The organism is Fulvivirga imtechensis AK7 (assembly GCF_000331535.1).
Classification (GTDB): Bacteria; Bacteroidota; Bacteroidia; order Cytophagales; family Cyclobacteriaceae; genus Fulvivirga; species Fulvivirga imtechensis.
In genome coordinates this window covers 1-13875 of the sequence record NZ_AMZN01000059.1, presented here as the reverse complement: position 1 = coordinate 13875, position 13875 = coordinate 1, and the positions used below count along the sequence as shown (strand labels likewise).

At 42.6% G+C, this 13875-nt stretch carries 12 protein-coding genes and 1 tRNA gene; 10 read left to right on the top strand and 3 right to left on the bottom strand.

Translation table 11 applies throughout. The annotated features are described in order from the left end of the window. Positions 1–881 (bottom strand): MFS transporter (locus C900_RS17935; protein ID WP_040497045.1); only part of this gene is annotated, 881 nt, incomplete at its 3' end. Between the two features lie 268 nt (positions 882–1149). Between C900_RS17935 and C900_RS17930 the strand changes: the two genes are divergently transcribed. The 6 genes from C900_RS17930 to C900_RS17905 all read left to right on the top strand — a co-directional run bounded on the left by C900_RS17930 (position 1150) and on the right by C900_RS17905 (position 7850). Further along, entirely contained in the window at positions 1150–1833 is a 684-nt protein-coding gene (locus C900_RS17930; protein WP_009581550.1) for a response regulator transcription factor, read from the top strand. Continuing rightward, positions 1830–3083 (top strand): sensor histidine kinase, encoded by a 1254-nt coding sequence (locus C900_RS17925; RefSeq protein ID WP_009581549.1) that lies wholly within the window; start codon positions 1830–1832, stop codon positions 3081–3083. Before C900_RS17930 ends, C900_RS17925 begins: the two co-directional genes overlap by 4 nt. Positions 3084–3166: 83 nt before the next feature. Then, positions 3167–5608, top strand: coding sequence for a TonB-dependent receptor (locus C900_RS17920; RefSeq protein ID WP_009581548.1), 2442 nt, complete (start codon positions 3167–3169; stop codon positions 5606–5608). Between the two features lie 289 nt (positions 5609–5897). Next, complete coding sequence (locus tag C900_RS28640) at positions 5898–6377, top strand: GNAT family N-acetyltransferase (RefSeq protein WP_051052888.1); 480 nt, start codon at positions 5898–5900, stop codon at positions 6375–6377. Positions 6378–6549: 172 nt separating this feature from the next. After that, positions 6550–6921 (top strand): sensory rhodopsin transducer, encoded by a 372-nt coding sequence (locus tag C900_RS17910; RefSeq protein ID WP_009581546.1) that lies wholly within the window; start codon positions 6550–6552, stop codon positions 6919–6921. 170 nt (positions 6922–7091) lie between these two features. Next, on the top strand, positions 7092–7850 hold the full coding sequence (locus tag C900_RS17905; RefSeq protein ID WP_040497047.1) for a copper homeostasis protein CutC: 759 nt from the start codon (positions 7092–7094) through the stop codon (positions 7848–7850). Positions 7851–8062: 212 nt separating this feature from the next. On the opposite strand, the gene C900_RS17900 is transcribed toward C900_RS17905, so the two are convergent. Further along, the gene (locus C900_RS17900) at positions 8063–8854 is read right to left on the bottom strand and encodes a hypothetical protein (protein WP_040497044.1); all 792 of its coding nucleotides are present in this window, start codon (positions 8852–8854) and stop codon (positions 8063–8065) included. A gap of 50 nt (positions 8855–8904) precedes the next feature. Continuing rightward, positions 8905–10086, bottom strand: a complete 1182-nt coding sequence (locus tag C900_RS17895; RefSeq protein WP_009581542.1) for a hypothetical protein — start codon at positions 10084–10086, stop codon at positions 8905–8907. Positions 10087–10417: 331 nt separating this feature from the next. On the opposite strand from C900_RS17895, the gene C900_RS17890 reads away from it, so the two are divergent. The 4 genes from C900_RS17890 to C900_RS17875 all read left to right on the top strand — a co-directional run bounded on the left by C900_RS17890 (position 10418) and on the right by C900_RS17875 (position 13697). Continuing rightward, positions 10418–12022 carry a SulP family inorganic anion transporter gene (locus C900_RS17890; RefSeq protein ID WP_009581540.1) on the top strand — a complete coding sequence of 535 codons (1605 nt, stop codon included), beginning with the start codon at positions 10418–10420 and terminating at the stop codon, positions 12020–12022. A 33-nt stretch (positions 12023–12055) separates the two neighbouring features. After that, positions 12056–12727 (top strand): carbonic anhydrase family protein, encoded by a 672-nt coding sequence (locus C900_RS17885; RefSeq protein ID WP_009581539.1) that lies wholly within the window; start codon positions 12056–12058, stop codon positions 12725–12727. Between the two features lie 100 nt (positions 12728–12827). After that, complete coding sequence (locus C900_RS17880; RefSeq protein WP_009581538.1) at positions 12828–13529, top strand: TetR family transcriptional regulator; 702 nt, start codon at positions 12828–12830, stop codon at positions 13527–13529. A gap of 96 nt (positions 13530–13625) precedes the next feature. Then, positions 13626–13697 (top strand) — tRNA-Glu (locus C900_RS17875). Positions 13698–13875 lie beyond the last annotated feature (178 nt).

Here is a 13875-nt window from a genome sequence, read left to right as displayed (position 1 = left end):
TTACAAAGGAAATAGTTCGGTTTATAAAAAATCATTACACTAGCTACCTTTTTACTTCCCTGGTATAGCGAAATATGACCACCGAGTGCACAGGAAAGAGAGCCGGAACCGATAATTACAAAGGACCAAGCAGGGGAACTCAAACTGTTATTGGTTATTTTGTTGTGATGTAGAATAATGAATGGCACGAAGGCCCAAAATGCATATAATTCCCACATATGGCCAAAGTAGCCGAAAGCAGCACGTTTGAAGCTCACGTTTTTAAATAGCTTTAGTATGGCATGGGAGTTAAATCGAGCTCCGCTTTTCCTGAATGGTCCGTCAGAAACGAATATGAGTATGATAGCTCCTCCTAATGCCGCCACTATGGAAGTGACAATTAAAATATACTTCCAGGGCAGGCCTCCGGTCAGGTCACTGATCAGGTGCGGAAATGCTGTACCCAGCACAAGTGCGCCAACGAGATAACCCAATGCCTTTCCAAGACCTTTTTCATGCCAGTCGGAGGCGATCTTCATCCCTACAGGATAAATACCGGCAAGAAAAAAGCCTGTGGCAAAGCGAAAGCCCAGTATCGGGATATAGCTCTTGAAAACCACAGGTGCAAGGTTAAGAATCGCCCCTGCTATAGCACAAAAGAAGAATACCTTTGATGGTGAAAACCTGTCTGCAATAGTTAATGTTGCAAAAGTCAAGGTGCCAAAAATAAAGCCCAATTGTACAGCGGAGGTAATACTACCTAATGATCCGGACGGCAGCGACAGGAACTCTTGCAAGTCGGGAAGTACTGCATTGCCGGCAAACCAAAGCGAAGTGCCCGCAAATTGTGCGATGACAATAACAGGTAGAATGTAGGCGGGCCTGTGGTAAAACTCTTTCACTGAGTATTTGTAAGCATGACAAGTTAATTCATTGCTATTACTTAGACAAATGCTGGTCACTGGTCACTGGTCACTGGTCACTGGTCACTGGTTTTTTAACAGGTATTTCTAGAAACTAGTCACTAGAAACTGGAAACTGAGAACTGAGAACAGAGAACTGAGAACAGAGAACTGAGAACTGAGAACTGAGAACTGAGAAACTGAGAACTGAGAACTGAAAGCCTTTCTTCAAAATCTCTTCAAAAACTATTGATATATTTGATACATCATGAAATTGCTTGTAGTGGAAGATCAGGCCGAACTGGCAAACAACATAACATCATATCTGAGTAAAGAGGGATATGTATGTGAATGGTGTAGTGGTTATCATCAGGCTATAGAAAAGCTGGCCGGTTTTGATTATGATATCGTCTTGTTGGACCTGATGCTGCCGGATGGCGATGGTCTTGACATTTTAAGGTTTCTGAAAAAAGAATATCCTGATACGGGAGTACTGATTTTATCGGCTAAAAATGCGCTGGATGATAAAATTCACGGACTCGACCTTGGCGCAGATGATTATCTACCCAAACCATTTCACCTCTCGGAGCTTAATGCACGGCTTAAGGCGATATATCGCAGAAGGCATCTGGGTGGCACACACGATGTTGTATTTAATGAGATCACCATCAATACAGAGACGATGGAAGTAACAGTAAACGGCAAACCCCTTGACCTGACCAGGAAGGAATATGAGATGTTGCTATATATGGTAGTTAATAAAAGCAGGGTTCTTACCAAACAATCCATAGCAGAGCATCTTTGGGGCGACTATATGGACTCGGTAGACTCTTTTGATTTCGTTTACCAGCATATCAAAAATTTACGAAAAAAAATCGTACAGGCCGGTGGTCGGGATTATATTCAAACCATGTATGGCTCCGGCTATAAGTTTAACCCTCAGGTGTCGTGAAGTTAATATTTAAAATTACGCTGTTATACCTGCTGATTACCCTGGTCGTATTTCTGCTGGGTGGCATGATCACGCACCAGGTCATCATGCGCGAGGTAGTTTTTGAAGAGCAACGATTTTTAACAGAGCGGCTTACCTCTGCAATACGGATGATCGAGCACCGAAAGCTTGACAGACCGTTTGAGCGAGATAAGATCAGGATAATACCTTTAGATGGTCAGGTGGAGGAGACCCCTATTACCTTTTCAGACACTGTAGTAATGCATGCCACCCTACAGCGGATGGAGCCGCATAACAAATTGGATGTGATCAAAAAAGTCGGTGATCGCTACTACAGTATATCGCTGTACGACTTGATCATCGAGGAAGATGATATTTCAGATGGCGTCAATGAATCGTTGTTGAAAATGTACCTGCTGCTCAGCGTTGTTGTCCTGGTGCTCGGTTGGATAGCCTCATTGTTTATTTTGAAGCCTTTTAATGCTACATTGGAACAGATCAGGAACTTCAGTCTAAAGAAAAACGACCGGATAGTCTATCAGAAGTCCAATACCAGAGAGTTTGATAAGCTCAATAAGTTTGTGGAGGAAATGACTGATAAGGTGAGATCTGATTATCAATCCCTTAAAGAGTTTACCGAAAATGCATCACACGAGATGCAAACCCCACTTTCAATCACTAATGGTAAGCTGGAGCTATTGCTTGAATCCGATAACCTGTCAAATGAGCAGGTGTCTTTGATCATCTCTGCTCAGGAGTCTATACAGCGCCTCTCAAAATTAGGGAAGGCGCTTTCTCTGCTTACTAAGATCGAAAACAAGGAATTTGAGAGCGTTGAAAAGGTCGATATGAGTGAGTTGCTCTCTAAGTTACTGGCGGATTTCAAGGAGTTGACCGATCTCAAATCAATTAAAGTGGAGACAGAGATACAGGACCAGGTTTGTGTGCGGATGGATAGTACGCTGGCAGCCATTATGATCACCAACCTGATCCAAAATGCTATCAGGCACAACAATGAGCAAGGGATGATCAGTATCACTATGACTGATAAAAAATTGACGATCAGAAACACCGGGGAGGCGTTAAAATCTGACCCTAAGGTGCTGTTTGAGCGGTTTAAAAAAGATAATCAGAGCAAGGAATCCATCGGGCTGGGGCTTGCCATTGTAAAAAAGATCTGTGAAGTCAGTTCATTTAATATTTCTTATGAATACCAGAAAAAAATGCACTGCATAACAGTCATTTTTTAAAACTTCAGATTTCCTTCAACTTTTATACAAATTTGAATCAAATCAAAGGCTTAATTTTGTTCACATATAAAAAAACTACTTGGATGATGCTAAAATTACTGTTGCCGGTAATACTAATTTTTTTAACTGCTTTTACTTACGGACAGCGCGGTGGGGGAGGTGGAACTCCTTTTAAGGTAGAGGGTATTGTTATAGACACTGAATCGGGGCAGCCCCTCGAGTATGCCTCGGTAAGTTTGCTCAACCAACAGGACAGCTCTTTGGTTGGAGGAGGTATTACGGGTGTGGATGGTAAATTTTCAATTGATGCACGTCCGGGCAAGTTTATTGTTCAGGTGCAGTTTATTTCTTATGCATCAAAATATTTCAATGTGGCGCTCAGTAGGGAAAAAATGACCGCCAACCTTGGTACTATTAATTTGAGTCCCGATACTGAAACATTGGACGAGGTTGTGATTACAGGACAAAAAAGCCAAATGGTGATGGAGCTTGATAAGCGAGTGTTCAATGTCGGGCAGGATCTTAGCAATACCGGAGCTAGTGCGGCAGATATACTGGATAACATTCCTTCTGTTAATGTAGACATAGAAGGAAATGTAAGTTTAAGAGGCAGTGGCAATGTAAGAATACTGGTTAACGGAAAGCCTTCCGGGCTGGTAGGTATCAGCAGCACAGATGCTTTGAGGCAACTGCAGGGCAACCTCATTGAGCGTGTTGAGGTGGTAACGAATCCTTCAGCACGCTATGAAGCACAGGGCAATGCAGGAATTATTAACATCATCCTCAAAAAGGATAATAATGACGGTATTAACGGCTCATTCAGCGCCAATGCCGGATACCCGGATAATTACGGACTGTCGTTCAATGTAAACTACCGTAAAAAGTGGCTCAATCTGTTTGCCAACTACGGCATCAACTATAGGAAAAATCCGGGATCAGGCTATGCCAATCAGATATTTTATATGAAGGACACTACCTACTATACCGACCTGACGCGTGACAGGACCCGGGGTGGTATTTCCAATAATTTCAGATTTGGATCGGATTTTTATCTTAATGATAAGAATACCATTACCATTTCGGCATTATACAGAATATCTGACGAAGAAAATGAAACAAAACTGGTGTACAGGGATTATGACTCCAATCGCGATCTTGTGGCCACCATACTGCGTTTTGACGAAGAGCTGGAAGATGAGGAGAACATAGAGTTTTCAATGAACTACACCAAAACCTTTAGAAGCGACAAGCAAAAGCTGACTGCTGATATTCAATATCGCGAAAGCAGTGAAATAGAAGATGCAGAGCAAACACAGGGCCTGACTCCAAAGCATGGAGAAAGTTTCCAGCCGGATGTATTTCAAAGGTCTTTAAATGATGAATTTGAGAGCAATTTACTGCTTCAGGCAGATTATGTGCATCCTTTTGCAAAGGAAGGTAAGATAGAAGCAGGGTATAGAAGTACCTTTAGGAAAATAGACAATGCCTATCTCGTAGAAGAGCTTAATGAACAAGGAGAGTACGAAATGTTGCCTGGTTTTACTAATGATTTTAATTATGATGAAAATATCTATGCAGCTTACGCTATAGTTGGTAATAAGATAGGAAAATTTTCTTACCAGGTAGGTCTCAGAACAGAAGTAACCGATATCACCACCGAGCTTGTACAGGATAACCTGAAAAATGATAAGAACTACATTGGGTTTTTCCCAAGTGCCCATATTACCTATCGATTAAAGGGTCAGAATTCACTTCAGGCCAGCTATAGCCGCAGGCTTGACAGGCCGGGCTTCTGGAGTTTGAATCCTTTCTCCAGCTTTACCGATCAGCGGAATATCCGTGTTGGTAATCCTGACCTGGATCCGGAATATACTAATTCATATGAGGTGGGATACCTTAAAAACTGGAGTACTGCGTCACTGTTTACCAGTGTTTACTACCGGCATACCACGGGTGTAATCGATCGGGTTCGCTTTGCTGAAGACAGCATTACCTATGCTATTCCGTTAAACCTGAGCAGTAGAAATGCTTATGGAGTGGAATTTACGGTATCGAAAGACGTAGGTGACTGGTGGAAGATCAATGGTAGCGCCAACTTCTACAGATCGATGACCGATGGTCAGTACCAGGAACAGGAACTTTCAAATGACACCTACACCATGTCTGCCCGTGTAACTTCCAAAATGACTTTGTTTGGCGTGCTCGATTACCAGGTCAGCGGCCGGTACAATGCCCCCCAGGAAGACACGCAGGGAAGAAGAAAAGCCTTTTATATGATTGATATGGGGCTCAGCAAAGATGTGTTAAAAGGCAAAGGTACGATCATGTTCAATGTAAGGGATCTGCTCAACTCCAGAAGATGGAGAGGAGAAACCATTACCAGTAATTTTTATCAGGAGTCCGAGTTTCAGTGGAGGGCAAGGCAGGTGACCGCCTCATTTACCTACCGGCTGAACCAGAAAAAGAAACGGGATAGAGGTGACCGGGACAGAGGAGATTATAACGGTGATGATGCGGATTTTTAAAGCGTTGGTGGTGTGTTGATAGCTCATTTACCAGGTCGTACTTTTTTTATCTAATAACTTCATTCTTTCGGGGGCATAATACGCGTTTTTATCAAAAAAAGACTTACCCCCTGACGGTGGCTTCAGGGAGAGAAATCAGTACTTTTTAGCTTTCAGAAGCCACCTGACAGTGATGCTTAGCCCCATCACAACGGCCATGCCTTATGCGCCTTTGTTGGTAATTGAGTTTGGCTCATATATATTTATATTCCTTTAATTTTGTTACTACAAAACTTTTTAGGACCCGCGTATGACTGAAAATAAAAAAATAAAGGTTCGAACGGCTACGGTTCGAGATAGAGAATTTGTTATTTCTCTCGTGCCCCGCCTGACAGCGTTTGGTTTGCCTCCATGGCGTGATGGTTCGAGGATGATGGAGCTGGACGCGAAACTTTTGAGCGGAGAACTTACGGAGCCATCAGCGGATATGGAAATTTTTATAGCTGAGGATGCTGAAAGTGTTCCGTTGGGGTTTCTTCATATCAGATTGGGTTCAGATCACTATAATAGTGAAAGGCATGCCCATATTTCCGATATAGTAGTTGCGCCAGAAGGTGAAGGACAGGGTATTGCGCGGTTGTTGATAGAGCGAGGAGAAGAATGGGCGCGATCACAGGGCTTCAGATGGGTAACTTTAAATGTATTTTCTCAAAATGTTCATGCCAGAGCAGTGTACAAGCGATTAGGTTTTGGAGAAGATATTATAAAGTGTTTTAAAGAACTCAATTAGTGTTTGTAAAAAAAAACTCCGAAGCGGCTTTAATGAAACACCAGGGTTTACGAGCAGAATGAGGCTCAAGGTCCCATCGGTGTGGCATCCGTGTTTTATTAGTGACACTAACTAAACCAATGCTTCTTTCATATGTTATCTGATAAAGTGAGAAAAAGCAGATAAAGACGATATGGAAGCAATTGGAAAAAAAACCTGGATAATAGCTGAGGGCTATATACCTTCATATGGGCATGGACCGGAACCCCAGTTTACCAGCCATGAAACCGCCTGTATTTTAAATACCTCTGATCGGGAAGCACATATTAAAATCACCATTTTCTATACTGACAAGGACCCGGTAGGCCCGTATGAGGTTACTATCCCACCTCAGCGAACAAAGCACCTGCGATTTAATGAGCTGAAGGAGCCCGAACCGATACCAAAAGACACAGATTATGCCAGCGTTATTGAATCCGACATTCCCGTGGTAATTCAGCATACACGACTTGACTCACGGCAAGCTGAGAATTCACTGCTCACTACTATTGCTTATTCGGAATAACAAAGATCAATCAGAAGTTGGCAATTCAGGGAGATCCGGCAACTCACCTCGTGTGTTAACCACTACACGAAAATTTTTCTAGTCAGAAGCCTCACAAAAATAAAAAATGCGATATTTGGTTAAACAGTATGGGGATACTGGATAAGCGGCAAAAGAAATTATTTCACCTTATGACACTGGAAGTAGTTGTTTACAATCTTGAGTCGGCCCTGCGTGCCCAGGAGGGTGGAGCTGACCGGATTGAACTCTGTGACAATCCCGGGCAAGGAGGGACCACGCCTTCCTATGGCATGATCGAGGTTGTACGTCAGCAAATTAGCATGGATGTATTTGTGATGATCCGGCCTCGAGGTGGTGATTTCCTCTACACCAGCGATGAGTTCTATATAATGAAACGTGATATCTGGCAGTGTCAAAAGCTAAGTGTCGATGGGGTAGTCTTTGGCGTACTTACTTCGGAGGGAAGGATCGATAAGAAAAGGTGTAGGGAGTTGATCGAAAAGGCGCGCCCATTAAAGGTGACGTGTCACCGTGCGTTTGATATGACCCGTGATCCATTGGAAGCCCTGGAAGACTGCATTGAAGTTGGTTTTGATCGAATCCTTACTTCCGGCCATCAACCAAAAGCTGTACTTGGAGCAGGCCTGGTCGGTGAACTGATCAAAAAGGCGAAGGGGCGAATTGCGATAATGCCCGGTTCAGGAGTAAATGAAGATACTGTAGAGGAGGTGATCAGGAAGAGTGCTGCTGATGAGATACATTTTTCCGCTGCCACTTTGAAGCCAAGTGGCATGGCCTATCACAATAATGCCATTGCCGGTATGGGCTCTGCAGAAGGTGGAGAGTATATGGTGCGAACGGTTGATCCGGAGCGGGTGAAAATGATGAGGAAGTTGGCAATGGGTATAATCGGACAGCAAAAAGCTTAATTCTTGTCTCTAAGAAAACGCCAATGTCCGCGTTAGGCTCGTCCCAAAAATGCTCTCGTATCTCAGTACGCTTTTTGGCACTTCACAAGCCTTTACCTTGTCGTTTTCTTAAAGCCACTTGGTGTTTTCTTGCAAACACTAATTCCATATCCCACTCCCGGGCCACTTGTTGTGCCAGAGAGCAGGAGTGAATCTAATTTCAGTAAACAGATCTATGCGTCAGATGTCACAAGGGCTTTTACCTGTTCAATCTCTTTCGAAATAGCACCACGTTTGATTAAAGTATATTTTTCTATTCCGATATCGTTAAACCATTCTTCCCAAACTGCCATTACTCGATCCCACTCCAGGTCTTTATCTCGTGGAGTAGCTTCTATAAGCACCACATGCAGCCGTGGGAACTTTGCCTTGATCTCTTTCAGCTTATTCGGGTTCTTGCCTACTATCGGGTATCCATCGGTAAGAATAAACAGGTAATTTTCCGTGAGTGTATCGCGTGAGTAGTCTACAGATAAGTCTTCATGGAAATACTTCCAGATGTCAGCGCCATAATATGCCTTCGGATTGTTGCTGAAGACTGCCTGCTGGTATAGGCTGTCGACATTACCGAAGACTTTCATGCGCCTCTCTTCTTCTTTTGAGCGCCTGTAAATATTTTGAATGTTGTCCATATTCACATACAGACGATCTTCGTACGTATCCTTGTCTAGTCGTGATCCTCGTTGTGGCGCTATCACTACCTTAAATTCATCTCTGGATTTTACATAAAGGTCTTTCTTTACCTTTTCTTCAAAAATACCATAGATGGCCTTGATGATCTGCCGATCTCTTTCGGGCTGCTGGTCCTGCACTATTAACCGGTCAGAAAGATCGAGAAGTACAATGTAGTTATGCTTTTCCCTAATAGTCTGCTTTTTTTCCGGCTTGGGAATGTTACATGAAGTAGCAACACTGATAATGAGTAAAGCCAACAGATTATGGATGATGTTTCTTTTAGTGATCATAGAAAATAATTTTGAAAATGAATTTCTGAAACCTGAATGTGGGAGGTAGTTTACCTTCGGCTAATTACCTTTACTGTTCCGCTTTTGATCTTGTGTTTGTCTTCAAATTCCTTTTTCAGTGTCAGACAGGTTTGCTTGGTATCCTTCAAATTAGCCGGAGAAAGGTAAGCCAGCCAGCCTGAAGAGAACTGATCAAGATATTTTTTCAGACTGCCGTACATAATAACACTTACATCTTCTCTGTAATCTGTGATCTGTTCTTTAATACTGTCGATATTATGCAGTTTTTTGCGAAGCTCGTTGATGTCCCGCTCAAGGTGGCGTATGATCTTTTTTAGGTTGTATGTAACTTGTCGTTTGTCCCACTCCCTAAGCATCGAGTCGAATAGTATACTCCAAATGATATAGACCAGGAAACCCAGAAATAAAATAATGTAGAACGTTGAGCTTTGAGACCAGTGTATAGTAGGAAGCCCCATGAGCTCTTTCGCACTTTCGGTATTGCCATGGATAATGAGCGCCAGTAGAAAATCCACCGCAAAAGTCACTGCTATTAGTAATGAAAGGAATACAAACTTTGCTTTGTGTTTGAGCTCCAATAATATGTGAAATGCCCACCCGAAGGCATAAAAAACAAAAGGTACAAGCAAAAGCAGGTAGTTATATTGCAGCGCCTCTGCGAGTTCATAAGCACCGGGCATTATGCTTCCCACGCCTATTCCCGAAGCAATATTTTCGGCGATACCCTCAAAATCCACATATAACGCCTTATAAGCAGCCGAAATATAAAAGAAGAACAAGTATACAGACAGCATGATCAGGAGAAAGGCGTTAATGGTAAATTTCACAGGACTGAAAGTTTCCGTTTTTAGCTTTTCAGAGTCCTGAGCCCGGCTTTGTCGTATAGCCAGTATCTCCTTTTGATATTCATCTACCTGGCTCTCTTTTTCTTTTATTTCCTCTTCTATCTTCTGGTTTTGAGCCTCCTTAGTAGCCTGTTCGGCTTCCAGTTCTTTGATCTTACTCACGCGTTCGATCTTTTCATCATCAGAAAATCCCTTGTAAGCAGGTTCTACCAGATCGCCATTCAGTATCCTGTTCAGGTAGGTCAAATACATATCAGGATCTCCCTTGTAGGTGCCCGATTGTTCATAGCCAAAATCATAGAGTGAAACACGTTGAACCTGATGAGCCACGCGTTCCTTCGTGTCGGTTGAATTGAATTGATTCATTGTCAAATAGTTGGTCTTTGTTGTATAAGTAAGTATTCAGAGTGCTTTTAGCAGCATTTGAAACATGAAGCCAACGAGACAATTTCGAAATATAATAAAAATCTTTTAAAAGATGAAGTTAAATCGTTGAACAGTCGTGTGATGTGGATGGCCGGTGGTAATTTGTGTGTTGGTGGTTGTATTACCTGGGGCTGAAAAATGATAAGTATATGAAGTGGAATTTTAAAAAAATTAGTTTTACATTTGAAACCAGTTAGTAATACTAACGTATACATATGTATTGCTAAAAATACTGGATTTTGGTGGCTAAAATTTAATTTAAAACCGACCTATGAAAATCAAAGGGCTTTTTGAGAACGCGCGTTACGACCTGCCGGCAAGTATTGTGGTGTTTTTTGTGGCTATGCCACTATGTCTTGGTATAGCTTTGGCTTCCGGGGCACCACTTTTTTCGGGCATCATTGCCGGTATTGTGGGAGGTATTATAGTAGGTATGGCCAGTGGATCACCATTGGGAGTAAGCGGACCGGCAGCAGGACTGGCGGTGATTGTACTTTCGGCCATAGCCACACTTGGCTCATGGCAGGCATTTTTAGTGTCAGTAGTAATAGCGGGTATCCTGCAGATCGTTATGGGTTACCTGAGGTTAGGTATTATTGCTTATTATTTCCCTACCTCGGTTATCAAGGGCATGCTTACAGGTATTGGCCTCATTATTATTCTAAAACAGATCCCACATGCACTCGGCTATGATGCAGATTATGAAGGTGACCTGTCTTTCCAGACAGCCGTGGGTAATACCTTTTCTGATTTAAGTACAGCTTTTGAGGTGCTGACACCGGGGGCGCTGATCATATCAGCGGTTTCGCTGACTATCTTAATATTATGGGAGGCGGTGCTGACAAAAACACATCGCATTTTTCAATTAATACAAGGGCCCGTAGTAGTAGTGGTGGCAGGTATTATCCTGAATCAGATGTTCCAGGCAGGTATCCTCCCTTTCAGTCTTACTAAAGATCAACTCGTTAATATTCCCGTAGCTAGTGACCTGGGTGAGTTTTTTGGTCAGTTCAGTCTTCCTGATTTTAGTCACCTTACCAATCCACAAGTATACTTCACGGCTATGGTAGTAGCCTTAATAGCCAGTATTGAAACGTTACTTTGTGTAGAGGCCACAGATAAGCTGGATCCGTATAAGCGGGTCACTCCGACTAACCGTGAGCTTAAGGCACAAGGACTGGGCAACGTGATATCAGGGTTAATTGGGGGGCTTCCTATTACCCAGGTGATCGTTAGGAGTTCTACGAATATTACTTTTGGAGGAAAAACAAAATTATCAGCGATCACTCATGGCTTTTTCTTGTTGATATCAGCTATAGCCATCCCGAATATTTTGAATATGATACCCCTTGCAACTTTGGCTTGTATCCTGTTTGTGGTAGGGTATAAACTGGCCAAACCTACACTTTTTAAATCGATGTATCAGCTTGGCTTGAGTCAGTTTATTCCTTTTGTAGCTACAGTAGTGGGTATTGTGTTTACAGACCTGTTAACAGGCATTGGGATAGGTATGGCGTTTGCCATTTTTTATATCCTCCGTGGTCATTATCAAAATCCGTATGTATTTCATGCGAGCAATACAAATGGCCGGGAGATGCGCACTATCGCTTTAGCGGAGGAGGTTTCGTTCCTAAATAAAGGAAGCCTGCTTCAGACCTTAAACCACCTGCCAGGTGGGGCAGATGTGGTTATCGATGCAAAACGTACTAAAATAATAGATCATGATGTGATAGAAGTGATTCGCGATTTTATAGTTAATGCAAAAAACAAAGATATCCGCGTGCGGATTGAGGGTATTCCTGTATTAGAAAAAGTGAGCCGGGAAAACGATTATCAACGCATTACAGAAAAGGAAATAACGCATTCTGAAGCCTGATATAACAAATTTAAAACTTCCAAATAATATAATATGAGAACACTAACGAAAGAAATGCAAGCGCAACTTACACCTGAAAAAGCCATAAAGCTGCTGAAGGATGGTAATGAACGATTTATTAATAATTTGAAGATAAATCGCAATCTGCTGCAGCAGGTGAATGAAACTTCAGAAGGTCAGCATCCCTTTGCTTTTATATTGAGCTGCATCGACTCCCGCACTTCCGCGGAACTTATTTTCGATCAGGGCCTGGGGGATATTTTCAGTTGCCGTATAGCAGGCAATGTTCTTAATGAAGATATTTTGGGTAGTATGGAGTTTGCGTGTAAAGTCGCTGGCTCAAAAGTGGTTGTAGTGCTTGGCCATACCAAGTGTGGAGCAATCAAAGGGGCATGTGATCATGTAGAGTTGGGTAATCTTACCACCTTATTGGAGAAAGTGAAGCCGGCTATAGACTTCGAAGAGGAAACCCGGGAAAACAGAAATGCCAGCAACCCGGCATTTGTTGAAAATGTGTCCAGATTGAATGTTCAACTTACGCTGAAACAGATCCTTAAAAAGAGCCCCGTAATTGCGGAGTTAATAGAAAATGGGGAGATCGCTTTGATAGGAGCTATGTATGATGTGGAAACCGGGGCTGTGGCATTCTATGAAGATGAGATTATCCATGCAGAAAATCTTGAAAGCGCGCAGGTGAACAGTTGATGAGGTAGCAGGGCGTGGTGGCAGTATAATTGTTTAGTAATAATTATATTTGCAGTTTTAGTATATACAAAAAGTCTGATATTTTTCGGGTGGCAAAAAAGTGAAGGAAAACCTAGAGTACAACAGAGTCTATGAGCCTGTAAAGGTTCACATCAATATAGATGATAAACTTTATCTGAAGGATCCGAATTCATCGGAACTGGGTACGAAGATCATTACGCATAGTATCGGAATGATCGATGATATGGGTTTTGAATCCTTCACTTTTAAAAAGCTGGCCATGAGCATAGGGGCAACAGAGCCATCTGTTTACAGGTATTTTGAGAGTAAACATAAGCTGTTGCTTTATTTACTAGCCTGGTACTGGAACTGGATGGACTACAAGCTTATGCTTGCTACCAACAATATAGACTCTGCTGAAGCGCGACTCCTTACTGCTATCAAGCTTCTTTCTCAACCCATTGAAAAGGACCCGAATTTCGAGCATATTGACGAAACGGCTTTATACCGCATTGTAGTTTCCGAGTCGTCAAAGGTGTACCTGATAAAAGAGGTTGACAAGGTAAACAAGGAAGGGTTATTTATCAGCTATAAGCGCTTGTGTAATAGAGTGGCAGCCATTGTAAAGGAAATTAACCCCAATTATCCCTTTCCCAGAACATTAATATCAACAATTGTCGAAAGCTCCCACGACCAAAGATTTTTTGCGGATCACCTGCCATCCCTCACCGATATGACCGACTCAGAGTCTGATGACATTACGGTGTTTCTTACAGATCTGGTGTTTAAGGCTATCAGGTAGGGGGCATACAGCAGAAGAAGGAAAATTCAAATTAATTTTTGCTCTTGGTTTTGATTTCTGATCCAACTATTTATATTTGCACCTCGTTTGACCCATGGCCCGTTCGTCTAGGGGTCAGGACGCCAGGTTTTCATCCTGGAAACAGGGGTTCGATTCCCCTACGGGCTACGAAAAGGCCTGAGTAAGTCGCTCAGGCCTTTTTTTATTTCTTCAGTCTGAAGCAGTTGGAACGGTAGGGGAATCGAACGCCACCGCTCCCCGGACTCACCCTGCAGGCTGGCCCCTCCCTAAAATGATCCACCGGATCATTTCTTAACGGTCGGTCCTCCTACGGGCTACTAAACCA

Bases quoted from the DNA above. Each gene is read 5' to 3' on its own strand.
- C900_RS17930 (WP_009581550.1), top strand. From the start codon at position 1,150: ATGAAATTGCTTGTAGTGGAAGATCAGGCCGAACTGGCAAACAACATA.
- C900_RS17920 (WP_009581548.1), top strand. From the start codon at position 3,167: ATGATGCTAAAATTACTGTTGCCGGTAATACTAATTTTTTTAACTGCT.
- C900_RS28640 (WP_051052888.1), top strand. From the start codon at position 5,898: ATGACTGAAAATAAAAAAATAAAGGTTCGAACGGCTACGGTTCGAGAT.
- C900_RS17910 (WP_009581546.1), top strand. From the start codon at position 6,550: ATGGAAGCAATTGGAAAAAAAACCTGGATAATAGCTGAGGGCTATATA.
- C900_RS17905 (WP_040497047.1), top strand. From the start codon at position 7,092: ATGACACTGGAAGTAGTTGTTTACAATCTTGAGTCGGCCCTGCGTGCC.
- C900_RS17900 (WP_040497044.1), bottom strand. From the start codon at position 8,854: ATGATCACTAAAAGAAACATCATCCATAATCTGTTGGCTTTACTCATT.
- C900_RS17895 (WP_009581542.1), bottom strand. From the start codon at position 10,086: ATGAATCAATTCAATTCAACCGACACGAAGGAACGCGTGGCTCATCAG.
- C900_RS17890 (WP_009581540.1), top strand. From the start codon at position 10,418: ATGAAAATCAAAGGGCTTTTTGAGAACGCGCGTTACGACCTGCCGGCA.
- C900_RS17885 (WP_009581539.1), top strand. From the start codon at position 12,056: ATGAGAACACTAACGAAAGAAATGCAAGCGCAACTTACACCTGAAAAA.